This window comes from Pseudomonas sp. KH_040 (genome assembly GCF_057839305.1).
Map to the genome: position 1 here is coordinate 2944655 of NZ_CM174487.1, position 21299 is coordinate 2965953.

Below are 21299 nucleotides of genomic sequence, written 5' to 3' on the forward strand. Positions count from 1 at the left end.
TTTCAGATACTTATGAAATCCGAATCGGAAGTTGCGGCCATCTTTCGCCCGGTTGATAGCGGTTTTGTGCAGTTTGCCTACCCAGTTGGAGGCCTTTGCCGGGAACCTGCGGCGGATCGGGCTGACATCGAAAATGTGAGAGGGCGGGTTAAATGTTGGCTGTCGACGCCGTCCACCGATACGGCGTTTTTTCCAAGGAATGGAGCCACCAATGCACACGCATGAAGTCGAGTTTTGCTACCGGATGCGTCACCCCGTCAGTCCCTGTGTGGCGAACGAACTGCTGCCAGCGGCAACCCTGGATTGTCTGGAGGGGGCGGTGCTGGACCCTTCTCTTGGCAAGGTCGTTGCCCGTATTGCCCCTTATGCAAACATGACCTGTGGCGATCAGTTGCTGTTGAGTTGGGACGGTCTGGATATAGAGGGCTTTGCTTATCAGCATGAAATGGTTCGTTATGTCAGCGAAGTCCAGGTCGGCAAGGATGTCGTTTTCGTTATCAAAGGCATGCACATCGCGGCGCTGGATGGCGGCTCGCTGGAGGTCTACTGGAAGCTGCTCAGTGCGGGCGCGTCCGTCCCTGCGCTATCTGCACGGGTGCAATTGTCTGTGGGAGATACTCCGCCGCAGTTGCTTGCACCAGTTGTCGAGGGGGCGATAAGGGGAACACTGGATCCGGAGCGAGTGACGGAAGGCACGCTAATCGTGATCCAGCCTTACGCCCGAATGGCGGTGGGGGATCGGGTCAGGTTGCTGTGGGGCGCTGACGCACTGCCCGCAGCGTTCAGCGACAGCTTGAAGGTTGAAGCCTGTGCTGTCGCTGACGTGCTGTCGTTCTGGGTTGACGGGGCGCACATCGCAGCGCATCTCGGTGGCGAAGTGATGGTGAGCTATCGAGTCGAGCAGGCCGGTGGAGCAGTGCGAAAATCCGAGGTGACAAAAATCCTCGTCGCTCCGCTCCTTCGTGGTGAACTGGATGCTCCCGACGTGCTGGAAGCTGAAAATGGCGTGTTGCTGAAAGAGGATTCAGTCGATGGTGTCACCGTCGTGATCGGTAATGCCCAGACGCAGGAAGGTGAGCTGGTTTATCTCAAGTGCGACGGCGATCTTTTCAACCACCGGGATGACCGTGAGATCACTCGGGAGACGGCGGGAAAGCCGCTGATCTTTATCGTGCCACACCGGTTCTGGCGTGAGCACCATGGCACGACCGTGCGTGTGGCCTACACGGTTGAGCGTCTGGACGATGTCAGTCAGGCATCGGCGGTGGCGCAGGTGCAAGTGGAGGCATAGCGGGAACGTGGCCAGCCCTCCGGATTGCATTGAATCTGGAGGGCAAGCCTGGTTGTCAGGCTTTTACCTGTGCCGCCAGGCGTTGTGCGGCGTCAAGGAGCAGGTGTTCCGTTGCGCTGAAACCGAGGCAGCCATCGGTAATCGACACCCCGTAACGCAGGGACTCGCTCAGTGGCTGGCAGCCTTCGAACAGGTGCGATTCAATCATCATGCCGATCAGTGCGCGATCACCTTGCAGGCGTTGCTCGAGCACTTCGTTGAATACGCCTGGCTGGCGCAATGGATCTTTGCCGCTGTTGGCGTGGCTGCAGTCGACCATGATTCGGCCTGGAATCTTCAGTCGGTTCAGGTCAGCGTGGATTTTTGCCACGCTCTCGCGATCATGGTTCGGCCCTTTATGGCCCCCGCGCAATACCAGATGAGTGTCGGGGTTGCCTGGCGTTTGAATGATGGCCGGATGACCTTGGCTGTCGACGCCGAAATGCCGGTGCGGATGGGCTGCCGAACGCATGGCGTCAACCGCAATGGCTGCGCCGCCGTCGGTGCCGTTCTTGAAGCCGACCGGCATGCTCAAACCACTGGCCATCTCCCGGTGAATCTGCGATTCAGTGGTGCGGGCGCCAATGGCCACCCAGCTCAACAGGTCATCGAAGTAGCCGGCGGCCATCGGTTGCAGCAATTCTGTGGCCACCGGCAAGCCGAGACGGATCATTTCCAGCATCAGCTCGCGTGACAGAGTCAGGCCGCCAGCCATGTCATCGCTGCCATCCAGGTGTGGGTCGTAGGCCAGACCTTTCCAGCCGACCGTGGTGCGTGGTTTTTCGACGTAGGCGCGCATCACCAAGAGCATTTCGCCGCTGACTTCTTCAGCCAGTCGAGCGAGTTTGCCCGCGTATTCGAGTGCCGATTGCGGGTCGTGGATGGAGCAGGGGCCAACGATAACCAGCAGTCGCGGATCTTGGCCATTGAGAATGGCACGAACCGCCTGGCGGTGGTTGGTGACTTGCAGGCTTAAGGCATTGCTCAGAGGCAATTGCTGTTTGAGTTGCAACGAGCTGGGCAGACGCAGGGTCAATGCTTCGTTGGCAGGGTTCAGGGTGGACAGTGGCAGAGCAGAAACGGACGAGTTCATATTCGGTCTTCCTGGGCTGGCGGCGGGTTCTTCCCGCGCACTCGGCCCTACTGGGGTGTTCGACAGTTGGCCGTATTGGCTATATGTGTGTGCTTGCCACCTGTAGGTGACCGATCGGAGGCGGCAGGCTGTCCCGAGCGGAAGCTGGTAAATCGCCAGGCGCTAAAGCTGTCGTAACGGTAATAAGTGGCGTAGTTCATTTCGTGAATCCTCAAAGTGTCTGGTGTGTTGCTGAAAAAGTGGGGGGCTGAAAAAACAAAACCCCCGGTCGGGAGGCCGACCGGGGGTTGAGAATTCTCTGGTAGGCGACCCGTTTTTATGGGCGCCGTTTGGGTATCAGGCGCGCCAGTGGCTAAACCAATACCCAAAATAAAAGCTGATCGGAGCGCAAACGTCATTCACCCGGGCAGCCGCAACCGAGCGCAGGGCGCTGGCGATACGAAGCTGTGAGAGGGCGTTGAGCATGGTCTGTCTCCGATGAATGGGCCGAGCTTACTAGAGGCTGATACGCCTCAGCAATCAGAAATTGCTATGGCATGATCAACAAAACGCCTATTGCTAGAGTCACGCAAGAGTGGTGACACTCTGTGCTTTGCTTGATTGCCAAGGATGAAACGTGTCGACATTGACTATTGCTGCTGCCCAGACCATTTCCATCGCCGGTGATCTTTCTGCAAACATTACCCGGCATGGTCGCTTCATTGAGATCGCTGCGCAGCAAGGCGTCGAATTGCTGGTTTTCCCCGAGTTGTCGCTGACTGGCTACGAGGGAGAGGTGGCGGCAGCTTTGGCGATAGACCCGCAAGATGCCGTGCTGCAACCTCTGAGGGATTTGGCCCGAGCGCTTGGTATAACGGCCGTCGTCGGCATGCCGATTCGGCTTGAAGACGGTGCTTCGGTTTTGATCGGTGCCGTCGTCCTGGGCGCTGATGGCTCGCTCGGCGTGTACAGCAAGCAGCATTTGCACTCGGGCGAGGAGCTTGTTTTTGCCCCAGGTGTCGGCGGGTCGACGCTGAACATTGGCGGCGAAGTGATCGCATTGGCGGTGTGCGCCGATTTCTCACATGCCAGCCATGCTGCAGCGGCCGCTGATCAGGGCGCTGGCTTGTACGCGGCCGGTGTATTGATCAGCGAAAAAGGGTATGCAGCCGACACAGCAATACTTCAGGGTTATGCCCGGCAACATTCGATGGCTGTGTTGATGGCCAATCACGGCGGGCTAACCGGTGGATGGCAATCCGCAGGGCGCAGTGGCATCTGGTCTGAAGATGGTTCGTTGGTCGTTGCGGCGCCAGGGGCGGGCGATCTTCTGGTAATCGCAGAGCGCCACGAGAGTGTATGGCAGGGGCGAGTAGTTCCTGTTTTGCAAGCCTGATGACATTGCGCTTACGTCTCGCAAGTCCAGAGGATCTGGCCTTTGCCCGCGATCTCACCTGTCAGAACATGCTGCGCTACTACATTCACCATGACCTGTTATGGCAGGACGAGGCGTTTGACGTGGCGTGGTCGGGGCGGCAGAACTGGCTGATAGTGCAGGGTGATGTGCCGGCAGGTTATCTCAGCCTCAGCCGGGATATGCGCGCGTTGTACATTCGTGAACTGCAGATTGCTGAAGCGTTTCAGGGGCGGGGCCTGGGTTCCTGGGCGATTGATCAGGTTATCGAGATGGCTCGCAAAGAAAAGCGTCCGGCTTTGCGGCTGACCGTATTCGAAAATAATCCGGCGAGAAACTTGTATGAAAGAAAAGGCCTACAGGTTCAGGGCGCGGACGAGTGTTTTCTGCGAATGCAGCTTGATATCAGTACACATGTGCTCTGAAACCCACGGCCGGCAAGCCTTCAATGATGAATTGAAACTTTTTAAATGATGCTTTCCGCTAGGTCTGTGTGGCTCTTTTTGCTAAGGTGTCCGGCATCCCAATATGACCATATCGCGAGGTGTCTGCTTGATTAGGGTGCTAGTGGTCGATGACCATGATCTCGTTCGTACAGGCATTACACGTATGCTGGCCGATATCGATGGCTTGCAGGTGGTTGGCCAGGCCGAATCCGGGGAAGAGTCCCTGATCAAGGCCCGAGAGTTGAAGCCCGATGTGGTGCTGATGGACGTCAAGATGCCTGGCATCGGCGGCCTCGAAGCCACGCGCAAACTGTTGCGCAGTCATCCGGACATCAAGGTGGTCGCGGTTACGGTGTGTGAAGAGGATCCTTTCCCGACACGCTTGCTGCAGGCGGGTGCCGCGGGTTATTTGACCAAAGGCGCGGGTTTGCCGGAAATGGTCCAGGCCATTCGCCTGGTGTTCGCCGGCCAGCGCTATATCAGTCCGCAGATTGCCCAGCAATTGGCGATCAAGTCCTTTCAGCCGTCCAATGATTCGCCCTTCGACGCCTTGTCCGAGCGGGAAATTCAGATCGCCCTGATGATCGTTGGCTGTCAGAAGGTACAGATCATTTCCGACAAGTTGTGTCTGTCGCCGAAAACCGTGAACACCTATCGCTACCGTATTTTCGAGAAGCTTTCGATCAGCAGCGACGTCGAGTTGACACTGTTGGCGGTTCGTCACGGCATGGTTGATGCCAGCCTCTGACCATGACTGACACATTCGATTCCGGCGCGTTTCTGTCGACAGTCAGCGGGCGCCCGGGCGTCTATCGTATGTTCGACAGCGATGCACGCCTGTTGTACGTGGGCAAGGCCAAGAACCTGAAAAAACGCTTGGCCAGCTATTTTCGCAAAACCGGTCTGGCGCCCAAGACTGCCGCGTTGGTGGGGCGCATTGCGCAGGTCGAAACGACCATCACCGCCAACGAAACCGAGGCGCTGCTGCTTGAACAGACGCTGATCAAGGAGTGGCGGCCGCCGTACAACATCCTGTTGCGCGACGATAAATCCTATCCCTACGTATTTCTGTCCGACGGCCAATTCCCGCGTCTGAGCATTCATCGCGGGGCGAAAAAAGCCAAAGGCAAGTACTTCGGCCCCTATCCGAGTGCCGGCGCCATACGTGAAAGCCTGAGTCTGCTGCAAAAGACCTTCTTCGTTCGCCAGTGTGAAGACAGCTATTACAAGAACCGCACCCGTCCCTGTCTGCAGTATCAGATCAAACGCTGCAAAGCGCCTTGCGTGGGGTTGGTTGAGCCTGAGGTTTATGCCGAAGACGTGCGTCACTCGGTCATGTTCCTTGAGGGGCGTAGTCACGCGCTGACCAACGAATTGTCGACTGCAATGGAAGAGGCGGCAATCAACCTGGAGTTCGAGCGAGCTGCCGAGTTGCGCGATCAGATCGCGCTGTTGCGCAGGGTCCAGGATCAACAAAGCATGGAGGGCGGCACGGGAGATATCGATGTCATCGCGGCATTCGTCAATCCGGGCGGCGCCTGCGTGCACTTGATCAGCGTCCGTGGTGGGCGCGTGTTGGGCAGCAAGAATTTCTTTCCGCAAGTCGGTATCGAAGAGGATGTGTCGGAAGTCATGGCCGCGTTTCTCGGCCAATACTTCATCAGCAGCCCTGAGCGCGATCTACCGAGCGAGCTGATCGTCAACGTGGTGCATGAAGATTTTCCAACTCTGATTGAAGCGATCCATGAGTTGCGTGGTCGCGAGCTGGCCATCAGTCACCGGGTGCGCGGTACGCGTGCGCGCTGGCAGCAACTGGCCGTCACCAATGCCGAGCAGGCGTTGGGCGCGCGCCTGGCCAACCGTCAACACACTGCCGCGCGGTTTGAGGCCTTGGCCGAAGTATTGAACCTGGATGAGCCGCCGCAGCGCCTGGAATGCTACGACATCAGTCATTCCAGTGGTGAGGCGACGGTCGCGTCTTGTGTGGTGTTTGGTCCGGAAGGCGCGATCAAGTCGGACTACCGGCGCTACAACATCGAAGGGGTCACGGCGGGAGACGACTATGCCGCCATGCATCAGGCCCTGACGCGTCGCTTCAGCAAACTCAAGGAAGGCGAGGGCAAGTTGCCGGACATCTTGCTAGTGGACGGTGGCAAGGGCCAGCTGTCGATGGCACGAGATGTTCTCAACGAATTGGCCGTGCCGGACCTGATCCTCCTCGGTGTTGCCAAAGGTGCTACGCGCAAGGCGGGCTTCGAAACGTTGTATCTGAATGATGCAGCGCATGAGTTCACCTTGCGTGGCGATTCGCCGGCGCTGCACCTGATTCAACAGATCCGCGATGAGGCCCACCGCTTCGCGATTACAGGACACCGCGCACGCCGCGGCAAAACCCGCCGTACGTCAACGCTGGAAGGCGTTGCCGGCGTTGGGCCGACCCGACGTCGCGACTTGTTGAAACATTTTGGTGGATTGCAGGAGCTGTCTCGTGCAAGCATCGAAGAGATCGCCAAAGCCCCGGGGATCAGTAAAAAGCTCGCAGAGTCGATTTATGCAAACCTGCATAGCGAGTAGAATGCCCCTTCACCTCGTAGCCAGTTGTGCCGATGAATATCCCTAATCTGATTACCGTTCTACGCGTCCTGCTCATCCCGATCTTCATTTTGCTGTTCTATCTGCCTTACCAGTGGAGTTACATGGCCTCCGCCTCGGTGTTTGCCTTTGCGGCAGCGACGGACTGGCTGGACGGTTATCTGGCCCGTCGTCTGGAGCAAAGCACGCCTTTCGGTGCGTTTCTCGATCCGGTCGCCGACAAACTCATGGTTGCGGTGGCACTGGTACTGCTGGTCCAGGAACACGGCAACCTCTGGCTCACTCTGCCGGCGGCTGTCATCATCGGTCGCGAGATTGTGGTATCGGCCTTGCGTGAATGGATGGCCGAACTCGGCGCCCGTGCCCACGTCGCCGTTTCCAATCTCGGCAAATGGAAAACCGCAGCGCAGATGCTCGCACTGGTAATCCTGCTGGCCAATCCAAAGGACTTCAGTTTCTGGGTTATCCTGGGTTACGCCTTGCTGATGGTCTCTGCTGGCCTGACATTGTGGTCGATGGTTCAATACCTTCGTGCCGCCTGGCCGCACCTGAAGACCGATGTTGAAAAGAAATAAAACTTTTTTGAATCAAGGGGTTGACGGAGCTTCTTAATTCTATAGAATGCGCATCACCAAGCGGGAATAGCTCAGTTGGTAGAGCACGACCTTGCCAAGGTCGGGGTCGCGAGTTCGAGTCTCGTTTCCCGCTCCAATTTGTACAGTGTTTGTTGTTGTGCTACTGACAGCAAATACTTTGAGGCCGAGTAGCAAAATGGTTATGCAGTGGATTGCAAATCCACCTACGCCGGTTCGATTCCGACCTCGGCCTCCACTATAAACAAGCTCCGTAGATCCATGATTTACGGAGCTTTTTTATTTGCACTGCGCTGCAAGATTTAGTCTTGAAAAACGGCCATTGCGAACTTGCTTCACCGGGAAGTGATGTATATATTTCCCGCACTACTGTTCAAGGCTGGATCCTGTCAGGATCGCTACCGCGCAGCAGAAGATAGCAACACCGCGCTACCGCCCGAATGGCGAAACTGGTAGACGCATGGGACTTAAAATCCCCCGCTCGTAAGGGCGTGCCGGTTCGATTCCGGCTTCGGGCACCATCTTGAATCAAGGGTTTGCGGGCGAAAGCTGATGCAAACCCTTGTTTGTTTCCGGGTCTCAATCCAAGTCGTAAGCGCGCTGAAGTTGGTCCAATCCCATCTCTTGGGCTTGCAGGCAAAGGTGTGTGGAGGCCGTTGGCTGCTATCGGCAGTTTGCAGGCGTTACGAATAAGAAGCCCGGACGTATCCGGGCTCGTCGGGGAAAAATTCAGCGCGAATCCACTTCTTTCGAAGAGCGAGAGGAAGATCTTTCAATCCGTCTCCGAAGCCAGCTGAAGATCGCGTGCACCGGGTGTAGGAAGGCGGTAAGCACGCCTATGAGCATGATGATGAAGATGGCAACAAGCGGGATGCTTTCGTGCGAGAACATGGTGGGTTACTCCTGTAGTCACTATGTCGGAACCCGCAGCCTAGACGCATCGAGCCATGTTTTCGATGAACGTATGTTCATCCTTCGGTGCCTCATTTGTGCTAAAGCGAGGCTCTCCAGATTGGCGGGATTGAGTCCATGTGGATGTTCGGACAACGCCGCGCGGCACCTTGAATATTAAAGGCCTGCATGAGTTTTCTCATGCAGGCCTTTTTTGTGCCTTGCTTATACGCGCTGCTAGACGAATGCTTGCCCGCTAAAGCCGCGAGGCAAGCGCTGAAGGCCGGCCATGGCGGTCAGGCGCTCGATCCATTCTGCGCGCCAATTTGTTGCGCCGTGCGAGGTTTTGGCCTGACGGGCCATGCGGCGGGTGGCGTTGCGCTGATCCTTTCGTGCCTGCTTGTAGGCATCGGTATTGCGGCAACTGCGGCACTTCACGCGATTGAGTTCGCGACTTGCCGACAGTTGTTTGCCTTTGTGGCCGCAGGCCAGATGCCCGTCGACGCTGAAATGGGTAACCATGACTGTCTCCTTTGCGACATGTATAAGTTATGACAACTTACGAACTGCAACCGTTCGCCGTTTGGGCATTGGCAAAAAAACACCCGCATGCGGGCGGGTGAGGGCGTTACTTTGCAAAGGAGTGATTTCACTGTAGTCGCGCGGATGTATTGGTTATGTGAAAAACTGGAAAAAGAAACATAGCGGCCAGACACATGCGCGGTGACCCATGTGTCACCGCTAATGAGCAAATTCCTGAAACCCTGGCCGGGTCGAGGTCATCTGAACCGAGGCAGTGGCCGATCAAGGGGTTTGAGCGCCGACAGCGTATTGCGAATCAGCGGAGCATCTTTCTCGATGTCGTTCAGCCGGTCACGGATGCGCAGGGCGGTTGGATGTCCGCCTTGGTGGTCGACCCAGTCGGCGATCTCTTTGCAGGCGGCCGCGAGGCGCGCTTGCCGAGCGTCGAGCAGGGTGAGGAGGGTGGTGATGGACTCTTTTTCGGACATGGAACACCTCCGTTCTATGAAACCTGAGCTGCAGCAAAAAGCCCGCGTGTTGCGAGCCTTCTGCCGTGGGGTGCTGCTCCTTCAGCTGGTTTCAGTATAGACCCGCTTCTGATCGGCATCAGCCGGACGGCGCGCGGGCCGGTAGTGGGGAACTGGCTGCGTTGAGACGCCTGCATTCGCGCTGCGCGTCCTGCTCTGCGTCGAAGCCGTCGCCGATAAAACCGCCGGTGCGAGTGTCGCAGATGCGAAACCAGCCAGTGGCTTCGGCGGGATCATGTTGACTGTCTCCGGCGCGTCGACCGTGAATGATGATCTTGTTGCAACGCTTCACGACGAAAATGTCTTCCATGGCGTCACCGCAGCTGATTCGTGTCAGATCAACTATAGAAGCCCTTGGCAATCGTGCAAAAAATAGACAGCTCAGCTCGTCGGTTGCCAGCGCCAGCCTTCGCGGTGCCAAGTCAAATGATGGCTTGGGTTTAACGCCTCTAGAAACGCCTGATCGTGGGACACCGTGATAATCGCTCCGGGAAATGTCCGCAAGGCTTGTTCGAAGGCCTGCACCGACGCCAGGTCCAAATGATTGGTGGGCTCATCCAGCAGCAGTAGTTGTGCTGGTGTCTGGCGCCACAGCGCCAGCGCGAGCGCGGCTTTCAAGCGTTCACCACCACTGAGTGAGGCGCAAGGTCGGGTGACACGCTGCGCATCCAGTTGCAGTTGAGCGAGGTAACTGCGCAGCGTCCCTTCGCTCAAAGGCGTCTGCTGTGTCAGCAATTGATCGACAATAGATGCATCGGGATCCAGCAGTTTCAGCTGTTGATCGAGAAAGGCAAAAGGCACATGGGTGATGCACTCGCCACTCACGGGTGCCCACTCGCCAGCCAGCAATCTCAACAGCGTTGATTTGCCGCAACCGTTAGGACCGCTGACAGCAATGCGCATCGGCCCTTGAATGGCGAGGTCAAGCCGAGAGCTGGGCGCGTCTGCCGACAACCATGGCAAACAGGCGTCGACGAGTGTGCACACCCGGCGATTATCTGGAACCACGCTGCCCGGCAAATTGATCAGCACACCGTCGTCCAGCGGGACCTTGGCGTAAGCCTCACGAACGCGTTCATCCAGTTCGGATTTGCGTGCCTGATGGCCAACCTTTGTTTGCCCCGTGATGTCCCGCGCGGTCGCTTTCATCGCCGCCCGTTCGAAGGCAGAAACGTTGGCAGTTTGCGCATTGCGCCGGCTGCCAGCCGCGTGGCGCTGAATCGTATCGTGCTCGCGTTGCAGTCGCGTGCGTTCGCGCTGACGCTCGGTACGGGCCTGATCGAGTTGTGCCTGCGCGGCTTGTTGATGTATCCGGCGCTGCTCGGTGAAGGCCGAAAATCTTCCGCTGAAAACAGTTGCCCCCAGCGGTGTAAGTTCGACGATTCGCTGCATGTGCTCCAGTAGTTGCCGGTCATGGCTGACGACAATCAGTCCGCCCTGCCAGCGATCAAGTGCGCTCATCAGCCACTGTCGACCGGCAGTGTCGAGGTGATTGGTGGGTTCGTCGAGGACGAGCAATTGCGCCTGACTCAGCAACGCGCCGATCAAGGCAATTCTGGCTTGCTGGCCACCGCTGAGGTTTTCGGTCAGGTCCGTCGCGGTGATATCGCTCATCCCGGTCTCATCAAGCATTTCACGCAAGCGTTCGCTCAGGTCCCAGCGTTCGCCGATGAGATCGAAATCTTCGCTTGTGGCGCAACCGAGTTGCAGTCGCTCCAGTGCGCGGAGCACCGTGGCTGTTCCTGTGGCGTCAGCTACGGTTTGTCCATGTGTGGTGACCAAGGTTTGCGCGACATAGTGCGCGGACGCTGAACGTGCCACGCTGCCGAAATCAGGCTGCAAATGCCCGGCAATCAAACGTGCGAGCACACTCTTGCCGACACCATTGCGCCCGACGATAGCGGTCGGTTGACCATCGAAGTTCAGGTTCAGGGCTTCGAAAAGCGTTGCGCCATTGGCGAACTGAAAGCCCAGTTGATTCAGGGAAACGAGTGCGGCTGTACGCGAGACGTGAGTCATCGGCACCTCCAAAAAATGTCGTGAACACTGACAAGCGCCGAGAGCGGCCTGTCGCGATTACATTTTTAGAAGGCTGGATTGTTCACTTCTGCGGTCGTCCGGGGAGGAGGAGAAGGTCGCTAGCCTAGATGACGTTTTGCCGTGGATCAAGGGGCTTCGGTCATCTCGCTCATTTGTTCGAGAAACATCGCCAATGCCACTTCCTCGGCACGCAGGCCCTTGCGCACACGCGGACGTGGCAGCTCCGCAAGAGCGCCGAGCATGAATTTCTCCACCACAGCGGGGTGGATGTAGCACTTGCGGCACACCGCCGGCGTGTTGCCCAATTGCTTGGCGACGCCTTTGACCATCTCCACCACATGCCGCTTGGCCTCCGTCTCGGATTCCCATTGCAACTCGCGCAACACCGCCAGCGCCAAGGCACTGCCCGCCCAAGTGCGGTAATCCTTGGCGGTGAAATCGGCGCCGGTCAGGGTTTGCAGGTAGGCGTTGACGTCGGAAGAGCTGACGGTATGTCGTTCGCCGTTTTCATCCAGGTACTGAAACAGGTTCTGCCCGGGAATCTCCAGGCAACGTTTGATGATGCGGGCCAGGCGTCGATCCTTGACGGTGATCTGGTGTTCGATGCCGCTTTTGCCGCGAAACTGGAACAGGATCGCGCTGCCGTTGACCTCGACATGTCGGCTGCGCAGGGTGGTCAGGCCGTAGGAACGATTGTCGCGGGCGTATTGCGTGTTGCCGACGCGAATCAGTGTGGCGTCGAGCAGCGTGATCACCGTGGCCATGACCTTGTCACGACTGAAACCGGGTGCGTCCAACAGTGCCTCCAGTTGTTTGCGCAATTTTGGCAACGCCAGACCAAACTCGCGCAGGCGTGAATACTTGTCGGCATCGCGCACTTCGCGCCAGCGAGCGTGATAACGATATTGCTTGCGGCCACGGGCATCACGGCCGGTGGCTTGCAGGTGGCCACGCGGGTCCGCGCAGATCCACACGTCGGTGTAGGCGGGCGGCACGGCGAGGGCATTGATGCGTTTGATTTCGTCGGTGTCGGTTATGCGCTGACCTGACGGTTCGAAGTAGCTGAACTTGCCGCGCAGCTTCTTGCGGGTGATACCGGGCTGGGTGTCATCGACGTAATGCAGATCGGAGGGCAGTTCGGCAATCAGCTCGGTGTCGGGCATGGCGGTTTCCTTCAATGGCGCGGCGGTCTGTAAAACGATTGACCGCGCGCCGTTGCCGTCGTGCCGAATGATTCAGGCGAGAACCGCGACCGCTTTGATCTGCGCCCACAATGACTGGCCCGGATGTACGCCCAACTGATCTCTGGAGTAGCGCGTGATGCGCGCGAGCAGCGGGGTGCCGCCGGCATCGAGACGAATCAGCACGTGAGCGGCGTTGTCTGCGGATTGTTCGCTGACCACCGTCACCGGCAGTCGATTGAGAATGCTGCTGACCTCGCTGTTGTGCAGGGTCAGGCTGATATCGCGTGCGTGTACCTTGCAGCGCAGGGCCTGACCCACTGCCATCGGCGCGTGCGTGACACGGATGCTCATGTCGGTGGCCGGCAATTGCAGACTCAGCAATTGATACTCCGCATCGTAAGCACTGACCTGGCCTTCAATGATTACACCCGCGTCATCGCCCATCGCCATCGGCAGGTCCAGACGCGCAAGGGTTTCGCCGATCGGGCCGCTGGCCAGCGCCTTGCCTTCGCTGAGCAAGACCAGATGATCGGCCAGCCGTGCGACTTCATCTTGGGCATGACTGACGTACAGCAGCGGAATATCCAGCTCGTCATGCAGGCGTTGCAGGTAAGGCAGGATTTCACTTTTGCGCTGACTGTCGAGCGCCGCCAATGGCTCGTCCATCAATAGCAGCTTCGGGCTGGTCAGCAACGCGCGGGCGATACCGACTCGCTGGCGTTCGCCCCCCGACAAGTGCTGCGGATGGCGTTCGAGCAGATGACCGATGCCCAAGAGCTCGGTGGCTTGCGCCATGTCGACGCGACGCTGGGATCTGGCGATACGCTTGAGGCCGAACTGCAGATTGGCCAGCACCGACAGGTGGGGGAACAGGCTGGCTTCTTGAAACACATAGCCGAGCGCACGTTTGTGCGGCGGGACGAAAATGCCGTTGGCGCTGTCCTGCCAGATTTCGTCGTTGATCCGGATAAAACTTTGTTCGGCGCGCTCAAGCCCGGCGATACAGCGCAGGCAGGTGGTTTTACCCGAGCCGGAATGCCCATAAAGCGCGGTCACGCCACGCCCCGGCAAGTTCAGGTCGACGTCGAGGCTGAAGCCCGAGTAGGCAATGTTAAGACGTACATCAATCATCACTCAGCTCCAGCCTGCGCGGGTTTTGCGACTGGAGTACAGCGCCAGCAACACCAGAAACGAGAACACCAGCATCGCCCCGGCCAGCCAGTGCGCCTGTGCGTATTCCATCGCTTCGACGTGGTCGTAGATTTGTACGGAAACCACGCGGGTCTTGTCGGGAATGTTGCCGCCAATCATCAGCACCACGCCGAATTCGCCGACGGTATGGGCGAAGCCAAGAATAGCTGCGGTGATAAAACCGGGGCGCGCGAGCGGCACAATCACGCTGAAAAAAGTGTCCCACGGGTTGGCTCGCAGGGTAGCGGCGACTTCCAGTGGACGGGTGCCGATCGCCGAGAATGCGTTTTGCAACGGTTGCACCACGAACGGCATGGAATAGATCACCGAACCGATCACCAGGCCTGTGAAGCTGAAAGTCAGGGTGCCCAGACCCAGCCATTGGGTGAATTGGCCGAGAAACCCGTGCGGGCCCATCATCAGCAACAGATAGAAACCGATGACGGTCGGTGGCAACACAAGGGGCAGGGCGACGATCGCGCCGATCGGGCCGCGCAACCACGAACGGGTGCGCGACAGCCACAGGGCAATCGGAGTGCCGACAACCAGCAGGATCGCGGTGGTCAGGGACGCCAGTTTCAGGGTCAGCCAGATCGCCGCGAAATCGGCACTCGTCAGCGACATTTACAGCTGGTATCCGTAAGACTTGATTACCGCAGCGGCTTTCGGGCCTTTGAGGTATTCAACCAAGGCTTTGGCAGCGGCGTTGTCTTTGCCTTTATTGAGGATCACGGCGTCTTGCTTGATCGGGTCGTGCATGCTCGCAGGGACGATCCATGCCGAACCGCTGCTGACTTTGCCGTCCTTGAAAATTTGCGACAGGGCGACAAAACCCAACTCGGCGTTGCCGGTCGAAACGAATTGGTAGGCCTGAGTAATGTTCTGGCCTTCAACGATCTTGGCTTTGGTGGTTTCGGTCAGTTTGAGTTTTTCCAGCACTTGTGTGGCTGCGAGGCCGTAGGGAGCAGCTTTCGGGTTGGCGATGGACAGGTGCTGGTACTCGTTGTTTTTCAGCACCTCGCCCTTTGCATCGACATAACCTTCTTTCGCCGACCACAGCGCCAGAGTGCCGATGGCGTAAGTGAAGCGCGAACCTTTGACGGTGTCGCCTTCTTTTTCGAGTTTTTCCGGGGTGGTGTCGTCAGCGGAGAGGAACACTTCGAACGGCGCGCCGTTCTTGATCTGGGTGTAGAACTGGCCAGTGGCGCCATAGGCAGCTACCAATTTGTGCCCGGTGTCTTTCTCAAAATCGGCGGCGATGGCCTGGATCGGCGCGGTGAAGTTGGCTGCAACCGCCACCTGCACCTCATCAGCCTGAGCAGCGCCAATGGCGAAGACGGCGAGTAAAGAGGCCAGGCAGGTAGGGGCAAAACGTGGGGCACGAATGGTCATGTAACAGCTCCGTGTTGGCGAGTGCAGAGGGCGCTTTTGTTGGACGTGGACTGCGCCGATGCGAGGGGGTGAATTCGCTATATAGCGAAATATATAGCGAAATGCCGCCAAACGGGAAGCGTTGCTTAAAGGCAGAGTGAGGATGCTTGAATCCTCACTCTGTTTAGCGTCACTGGCGAGTGAGTTTTGCCAATGCACCTTCGGCCAATTGCCGGGTCAGCTCAGCGCTGCCGATGTCTTTACCGAGAGTGAATGCCTGACCGGCCCAGAGGTTGGCAAACTCTGTTTCGTTGATCGCTCGCAGTGGCATCAGTGCACCACCGGCCAAGGGAAATGCCGGTGCCTTCGACGACATCGGACTCAGCTCGCGCATGACGCGGTTGAGAATACCCCGCGCTGGTCGCCCGGTGAAAATATTGGTGATCGCTGTTTCGCTCTCTTTGGCGGTGCGCAGTGCTTTGTGGTGAGCGGCGCTGACTTTCGCTTCCGGCGTGAACAGATAGGCTGTGCCGACCTGCACTGCTGAAGCGCCCAACAAGAATGCCGCTGCCACACCGCGAGCATCGGCGATGGCCCCGGCAGCAATCACCGGCACTTTCACCGCATCGACCACCTGAGGCACCAGGGCAAACGTGCCGACCTGACTGCTCAGATCATCGCTAAGAAACATGCCGCGATGGCCGCCGGCCTCGTAGCCCATGGCGATGATCGCGTCGCAACCGTTCTGCTCCAGCCAGATCGCTTCATCGACAGTGGTGGCCGAGGACAGAATTTTCGCCCCGGTCGCCTTGACCCGATCCAGCAGGGATTTCTCTGGCAGACCGAAGTGGAAACTCACAACCTCAGGTCGAAATTCTTCCAGCACTGCGCAGGCTGCCGCATCGAACGGTGCTCGGTTCGACACCGGCGTCGGTGCGTCGAAATCGGCGCCCAGTTCGCGGTAGTACGGTTCCAGCAAATGCTTCCATTCACGCGCGCGCTGCTCATCGGCCGGCGGTGGCTGATGGCAGAAGAAGTTGACGTTGAAGGGCCTGTCGGTGTGTTGGCGAATGGTCTTCAGCTCTTCGCGCAATTGCTCGATGCTCAGCATCGCCGCCGGCATCGAACCCAGGCCACCGGCATTGCACACGGCGATGACCATGGACGAATTCGTCGCGCCGGCCATCGGGCCCTGGATGATCGGCAGTTCAATGCCGAGCAGGTCAAGAAGGCGCGTGTCTGGCCATTGGCTCATGAAGGCTGTACTCCAAACTATGAAAGGCAGAGCCGGTTTTTTAACAGCAAAACCGGATCCGCAGCCAGTTCGAAATTCAGAACAACCCGTGCAGTTTTTCAGCGTCGATGAAATCCGCCGCCTCCACCGCCGCCAAACGAGTGATTCATGAATTGCGAAGAGTTGTGAAAGTTGTTGGTGCGCTGGTTGCCGAAGTTGCGCGCAGCGGAGTCACGGTTGAGGTTCTGCAATTGCGCATTGTTATTGACCGGGGCAGTGCGAGTCGCGCCCCCGACCATCGATTGCCAGCCGTTGTCGGTCTTCTTGTAGACGTTGCCGTCGCGTCCTGCGTAAACGTTGTCGCCCACGCGTGCAGCGCCGCCATTGCGCCCGCGAATCCCGCCATATTGAGTGGTGTTGCCGGTGTTGGGGTTGTACACGGCGCCACGATTGGCGGTGACCTGCGTGCCGTTACGCGCATTGCCGGCGGTGACCCTTTCGCCGGCAATGGCACCACCGTTCGGCCCGACTGCCGCGCCGCTGCGTCCGGCTGCGTAATTGCCGGTGTAGACGTTGTGCACGGCACCGCGTTGACCGGCAGCCGCGACGCCCGTGCGTGAGTTGTAGGAAGCACCGACCTGGCCGGCCCAGCGATTGCCGGTCCAGGCGTTGTAGCCCGCGCCATAGCGGCTGACCGTGGCCCGGTCACCCCACTGATGATAGAGGTTGCCGGTTGTGCCGGCCCAGCCGCCAGGTCCCCAGGCCACCGCGCCACCGCGATAGCCGTAAGCGGCGCCACCCCAGGCCAGTGGCGCCGGGTACAGGTGCGGCCCCCAGGCATAACCCCAACCGTAATTGCCCCACCACGGGTACGCGCCCCAGCCCCAACCCATCGCCACGGTGCTGCCGCCCCAACTCCAGCCAAAACCGAAACCGAAAGTCCAGCCCGTCCACGGTGTATAGCGGATGGCGACGCCGAAACCGTAAGTCACCGGCGGGCCATACCAGACGCTGCCCACCCAGGGCGTGTAGGGATAACCGGTGCCATACACCACGACGCCCGTGTTCGGATCAAGATTTGAACCCTGATAACCCGGCGTGTAGCCGACCACCACGGTATCGCCGCTGGACTCGTAGACCTTGACGTACGTGAGGTAATGCATGGGCGAGCTCGGCGGGATCGAATAGATCACCGCTGGCACGGAACTGGCGACAACCCACGGGCCGTTCACACCGGTAGCGGTGAACCAGATACCGTTTTCCACGGCGTACCAGCTGTCGTTGTCGACTCGGATAATGGGCGTAGCGCTGTTGACCACATATTGCAGCGTCGTGGTGTTGATGGCTTTGAGTTGCGGCTCGCCATCGAACTGTGGCGCGGTCATTTTCACCGCGCTTTTTTTGATCGCCGACGTCTGTGGAATAGTCGCAGCAATGGCGGCCTCTTTGGCTTGCGGCGTGCCGGCGACCGAAGCTTTGACGTTTTCCTTCGGGCTGTCATCGGGAATGTTGGCGAAATCTGCCGGCAGCTTGTCTGCCGGGGTAAACGTCCACGGGCCATTCATATCGGTGGCGCGAAACCAGCGCCCGGAGATCAGCACATAGCTGTTCTGGTCACCGATCTCCTTGAAGATGTGCCCGGTGGTATTGCTGACATACAGCAAACCGGTGCCCTGAATGGGCGTCCATTGCGCTGCGCCGTCAGTGACCAGTAATTCAGTGGGCGTGGTCGCGACAAAAATCTTTGGTTGTGGTGACCTGGCCAGGCTGGGGATTTTGTCTTTCGGGTCGCTTTGCCCGGTCAGCAGATCGACTTGCCGGCTCTGAATGGCGGCCTGTTTGGCTTTTTCCAGTTCGGCAAACGGTGTGGCCAGGCGGGTATACGCGCCATTGATCTGGTCCGCGACCATCCAGCCATCAAAGACGTGCAGATAATGTTTGCCCTGCGCGTCTTTCAACAACAGCGGGCGAGTATTGATCACCCGCTGCAGCGCCGTGCCGTCCACCGATCGGTAGGCCGCATCGCCATCGATATAGACGAGCAGGGCGGGAACGTCAGAACTGATGATGGTCGGCGGCGTGTTTTCCAGCGGCGCGTTGTCAGTTTTCTGCTCGGCTGACAGAACGCCGACAGCCGCTTCCAGTTGATCCAGCGAAATGGTTTTCTTGCGGTTGTCGGCGTCCTTCTGCAGGGCTGCGATCCAAGTGTCGGCTTGACTGGCATCGGCCGGGAAATCGGCTTTGATGATTTTGTACTGATCCAGCGCGACCCAGCGCGTGGCCTTGTCGACCAGCGTATGCGCGCTGAACTGCACAATGCCGTAGGTTGATTTGCCATCGGCGTTGGTGGCTTCAACCGCCGCACGAGCATTGAGGGTGTAGCCGTCCCAACTGTCGAGTTGCGGCTGATAGACCGTCAGCTTCGCTTTGCCGCTGCTGATCACTTGCGGCCAGGTCGGCTCGCTCGGGGTCTCAGCGGCCGGTGCCGCCCAGGCACTGCCGAACGTCAGCAGGCACAGCATCAACATCATGAGAAACGAGCGCGGGTAAGGCATTGTCAGCTCCATCGACAGGCCGATTTCTGAAGGAATAACGGTGAAACCACGACCGTCGAAAAAGCATAGTCGCCCGTGTTGGAAATACCCGGCGGATTCGCCGATTGGCACAAAGTCGTATGTGGCAGCGTGTTGCAATGTGGTATTTCAAGGCACGACATTCTGAAAACAGTCATACGAGGCAGTCATGTTCAACGCCATTGTGATCGACAAAGACGACAGCGGTTATCGCGCCAGCCTGCAGCAAGTCAACGAAGATCAGTTGCCCGAAGGCGATGTCACCGTCGCTGTTGCGTACAGCACGCTGAACTTCAAGGATGGGCTGGCGATTACCGGCAGCAGTCCGGTGGTACGCAAGTTTCCGATGGTGCCGGGGATCGACCTGGCGGGCAGCGTAGAAGCCAGTTCCCATCCCGACTATAAGGTGGGTGATCAGGTGGTGCTCAATGGCTGGGGTGTCGGCGAAAATCACTGGGGTGGTCTGGCGCAGAAGGCGCGACTCAATGGCGACTGGCTGATTCCTTTGCCCAAAGCCTTCACCGCAGCGCAAGCCATGGCCATCGGTACGGCCGGGTATACGGCGATGCTGTGCATTCTGGCACTCGAACGTAATGGCGTGACGCCCGATCAGGGTGAGGTGTTGGTCACGGGGGCCAACGGTGGCGTTGGCAGTTTCGCCATCGCTTTGCTGAGCAAGCTCGGCTACCGCGTCGTCGCATCCACCGGCCGTGTTTCCGAGCATGAATATCTGAAGCAGTTGGGCGCCGCTGAAATCATCGACCGCGCGACCTTGTCAGCGCCCGGCAAGCCACTGGCCAAAGAGCGCTGGGCAGCGGTGATCGATTCGGTAGGCAGTCATACGCTGGCGAATGCCTGCGCCAGCACTCGCTCCGAAGGCACCGTCGCCGCCTGTGGTCTGGCGCAGGGCATGGATTTCCCGGCGTCGGTTGCTCCGTTCATTTTGCGTGGTGTGACACTAGCCGGCATCAACAGCGTGACCCAGCCCAAGGCGCGCCGCCTCGAAGCGTGGGAGCGTCTGGCCAGGGATCTGGATTTCTCCTTGCTGGCATTGATCAGCCATGAAATCGGCCTGAACGAGGCGATTGATGCGGCGCCGAAGTTACTTGCCGGACAGCTTCGCGGGCGGGTTGTAGTGGACGTTAATCGCTGACAATGTCAGTCGCGATCGACCTCGGCATCCGTCAAGCCTGTGTCTCGCGCTCAAGCAATTGACGTTTGCGCTCGACGCCCCAGCGATAGCCCGAAAGATTGCCATCGCTGCGCACCACGCGGTGGCAAGGGATCGCCACCGCCAAACGGTTGGCCCCGCAGGCCTGGGCTACCGCGCGCATGGATGTCGGTGCGCCAATGCGCTGGGCAATCTCGGCGTAGCTGGCCGTCTGGCCCAACGGAATTTCCCGCAGCGCCTGCCACACGCGTTCCTGAAACGCCGTGCCTCGCACGTCCAGTGGCAGGTCCAGGCCAATCGCCGGCGCTTCGATAAATCCCACGACTCTGGCGATCAATTGCTCGAAACCGCTATCGGCGCCAATCAGGTTGGCCTTGCGAAACTGGTCCTGCAGATCGCACACCAATTGATGCGGATCGTCACCCAGCAGAATCGCACACACACCGCGCTCGCTTTGCGCCACCAGAATCGCTCCTAGCGAGCATTGGCCGACGGCGAAGCGAATGTCGTTGTTCCTCCCGGCCGCGCGATAGTCGCCGGGTTTCATCCCCAACAAATGATCTGCTGATTCATAGAAACGGCTATTGGAATTGAAACCGGCGTCATACAACGCATCGGTTACCGAGCCGCCGTCTGCCAGGCGCTCACGGACTTTGCGCGAGAGATGCGCCGTTGCGTAGCCCTTGGGCGTCAACCCCGTCGCGGCCTTGAAGACACGATGGAAGTGAAACGGACTCAGGCCAGCGGTTTGCGCCAGTTCGTTGAGCGCCGGCAACGTCTCGGCGGATTCGATTTGGCGGCAGGCAATGGCGACGGTCGCGGCATGCTGCGCGGCGACATCACTTTGATCCTTGCTGGTTCTTTTGCTCGGCCGATAGCCGGCAGCCTCGGCCTGTTCAGCGGTATCGAAAAACTCGACGTTCTGCGGTTTCGGCAAGCGCGCAAGGCTGCTCGGGCGGCAGTAGATGCCGGTAGTTTTCACCGCGTAGACAAATTGCCCGTCCGCCCGTGAATCTCGCGCAACCACAGCGGCCCAGCGTGGGTCTGTTTCAATCGTGAAAGGAGTCGAAAGCGTTTTCATGAGGGTTTGTCCGTTGACCTGTTTGATTCAGGTTAACCAGCGTCGCAAGGCGCAACACTCCGGGCCT

Annotated in this window: 19 protein-coding genes and 3 tRNA genes; 10 read left to right on the top strand and 12 right to left on the bottom strand. The window is 58.7% G+C overall.

What is annotated here, in order from left to right; genetic code table 11:
- Positions 1–211 precede the first annotated feature (211 nt).
- Positions 212–1291, top strand: a complete 1080-nt coding sequence (locus tag AC3IUF_RS13235) for a hypothetical protein (RefSeq protein WP_489281228.1) — start codon at positions 212–214, stop codon at positions 1289–1291.
- A gap of 55 nt (positions 1292–1346) precedes the next feature.
- On the opposite strand, the gene AC3IUF_RS13240 is transcribed toward AC3IUF_RS13235, so the two are convergent.
- A complete protein-coding gene (locus tag AC3IUF_RS13240) occupies positions 1347–2423 on the bottom strand; it encodes a 3-deoxy-7-phosphoheptulonate synthase (RefSeq protein WP_007912298.1) in 1077 nt (358 codons plus the stop codon).
- Positions 2424–3039: 616 nt separating this feature from the next.
- Between AC3IUF_RS13240 and AC3IUF_RS13245 the strand changes: the two genes are divergently transcribed.
- From AC3IUF_RS13245 to AC3IUF_RS13280, 8 genes are all read left to right on the top strand, one after another.
- On the top strand, positions 3040–3798 hold the full coding sequence (locus tag AC3IUF_RS13245) for a carbon-nitrogen hydrolase family protein (RefSeq protein ID WP_489281231.1): 759 nt from the start codon (positions 3040–3042) through the stop codon (positions 3796–3798).
- Complete coding sequence (locus AC3IUF_RS13250; protein WP_007912292.1) at positions 3798–4241, top strand: GNAT family N-acetyltransferase; 444 nt, start codon at positions 3798–3800, stop codon at positions 4239–4241. The genes AC3IUF_RS13245 and AC3IUF_RS13250 overlap by 1 nt, the downstream gene beginning before the upstream one ends.
- A 127-nt stretch (positions 4242–4368) precedes the next feature.
- Positions 4369–5010: a response regulator transcription factor GacA gene (gacA, locus tag AC3IUF_RS13255; RefSeq protein WP_016984198.1), complete on the top strand. Its 642-nt coding sequence runs from the start codon at positions 4369–4371 to the stop codon at positions 5008–5010.
- Between the two features lie 2 nt (positions 5011–5012).
- Complete coding sequence (gene uvrC, locus AC3IUF_RS13260; protein WP_038368253.1) at positions 5013–6836, top strand: excinuclease ABC subunit UvrC; 1824 nt, start codon at positions 5013–5015, stop codon at positions 6834–6836.
- A 32-nt stretch (positions 6837–6868) separates the two neighbouring features.
- Positions 6869–7429 (top strand): CDP-diacylglycerol--glycerol-3-phosphate 3-phosphatidyltransferase, encoded by a 561-nt coding sequence (gene pgsA / locus AC3IUF_RS13265; RefSeq protein WP_007950102.1) that lies wholly within the window; start codon positions 6869–6871, stop codon positions 7427–7429.
- A gap of 60 nt (positions 7430–7489) precedes the next feature.
- Positions 7490–7565 (top strand) — tRNA-Gly (locus tag AC3IUF_RS13270).
- Positions 7566–7611: 46 nt separating this feature from the next.
- A tRNA-Cys gene (locus tag AC3IUF_RS13275) sits at positions 7612–7685 on the top strand.
- Between the two features lie 196 nt (positions 7686–7881).
- Positions 7882–7968, top strand: a tRNA-Leu gene (locus tag AC3IUF_RS13280).
- A 607-nt stretch (positions 7969–8575) separates the two neighbouring features.
- On the opposite strand, the gene AC3IUF_RS13285 is transcribed toward AC3IUF_RS13280, so the two are convergent.
- From AC3IUF_RS13285 to AC3IUF_RS13330, 10 genes are all read right to left on the bottom strand, one after another.
- Positions 8576–8860, bottom strand: a complete 285-nt coding sequence (locus tag AC3IUF_RS13285; RefSeq protein ID WP_007912280.1) for a hypothetical protein — start codon at positions 8858–8860, stop codon at positions 8576–8578.
- 257 nt (positions 8861–9117) lie between these two features.
- On the bottom strand, positions 9118–9348 hold the full coding sequence (locus AC3IUF_RS13290; RefSeq protein ID WP_007912278.1) for a hypothetical protein: 231 nt from the start codon (positions 9346–9348) through the stop codon (positions 9118–9120).
- A 118-nt stretch (positions 9349–9466) separates the two neighbouring features.
- A complete protein-coding gene (locus AC3IUF_RS13295) occupies positions 9467–9697 on the bottom strand; it encodes a hypothetical protein (RefSeq protein ID WP_007912276.1) in 231 nt (76 codons plus the stop codon).
- A gap of 71 nt (positions 9698–9768) precedes the next feature.
- Positions 9769–11406 (bottom strand): ATP-binding cassette domain-containing protein, encoded by a 1638-nt coding sequence (locus tag AC3IUF_RS13300; protein ID WP_489281234.1) that lies wholly within the window; start codon positions 11404–11406, stop codon positions 9769–9771.
- Between the two features lie 146 nt (positions 11407–11552).
- Positions 11553–12590 carry a DNA topoisomerase IB gene (locus AC3IUF_RS13305; protein ID WP_123375104.1) on the bottom strand — a complete coding sequence of 346 codons (1038 nt, stop codon included), beginning with the start codon at positions 12588–12590 and terminating at the stop codon, positions 11553–11555.
- 72 nt (positions 12591–12662) lie between these two features.
- A complete protein-coding gene (gene modC, locus AC3IUF_RS13310; protein WP_095113352.1) occupies positions 12663–13742 on the bottom strand; it encodes a molybdenum ABC transporter ATP-binding protein in 1080 nt (359 codons plus the stop codon).
- Between the two features lie 3 nt (positions 13743–13745).
- Positions 13746–14426: a molybdate ABC transporter permease subunit gene (gene modB, locus AC3IUF_RS13315; protein WP_007912267.1), complete on the bottom strand. Its 681-nt coding sequence runs from the start codon at positions 14424–14426 to the stop codon at positions 13746–13748.
- Complete coding sequence (gene modA / locus AC3IUF_RS13320) at positions 14427–15194, bottom strand: molybdate ABC transporter substrate-binding protein (RefSeq protein ID WP_007912266.1); 768 nt, start codon at positions 15192–15194, stop codon at positions 14427–14429.
- Positions 15195–15363: 169 nt separating this feature from the next.
- Positions 15364–16428, bottom strand: a complete 1065-nt coding sequence (locus tag AC3IUF_RS13325; protein ID WP_489281237.1) for an NAD(P)H-dependent flavin oxidoreductase — start codon at positions 16426–16428, stop codon at positions 15364–15366.
- A 98-nt stretch (positions 16429–16526) separates the two neighbouring features.
- Positions 16527–18962, bottom strand: coding sequence for an autotransporter (locus tag AC3IUF_RS13330; protein WP_489281239.1), 2436 nt, complete (start codon positions 18960–18962; stop codon positions 16527–16529).
- Positions 18963–19149: 187 nt separating this feature from the next.
- Between AC3IUF_RS13330 and acuI the strand changes: the two genes are divergently transcribed.
- Positions 19150–20133 carry an acrylyl-CoA reductase (NADPH) gene (gene acuI, locus AC3IUF_RS13335; RefSeq protein WP_489281241.1) on the top strand — a complete coding sequence of 328 codons (984 nt, stop codon included), beginning with the start codon at positions 19150–19152 and terminating at the stop codon, positions 20131–20133.
- A 31-nt stretch (positions 20134–20164) separates the two neighbouring features.
- Here acuI and ada read toward each other — a convergent pair whose 3' ends face one another.
- Positions 20165–21232 carry a bifunctional DNA-binding transcriptional regulator/O6-methylguanine-DNA methyltransferase Ada gene (gene ada / locus AC3IUF_RS13340; protein ID WP_489281243.1) on the bottom strand — a complete coding sequence of 356 codons (1068 nt, stop codon included), beginning with the start codon at positions 21230–21232 and terminating at the stop codon, positions 20165–20167.
- Between the last annotated feature and the right edge of the window lie 67 nt (positions 21233–21299).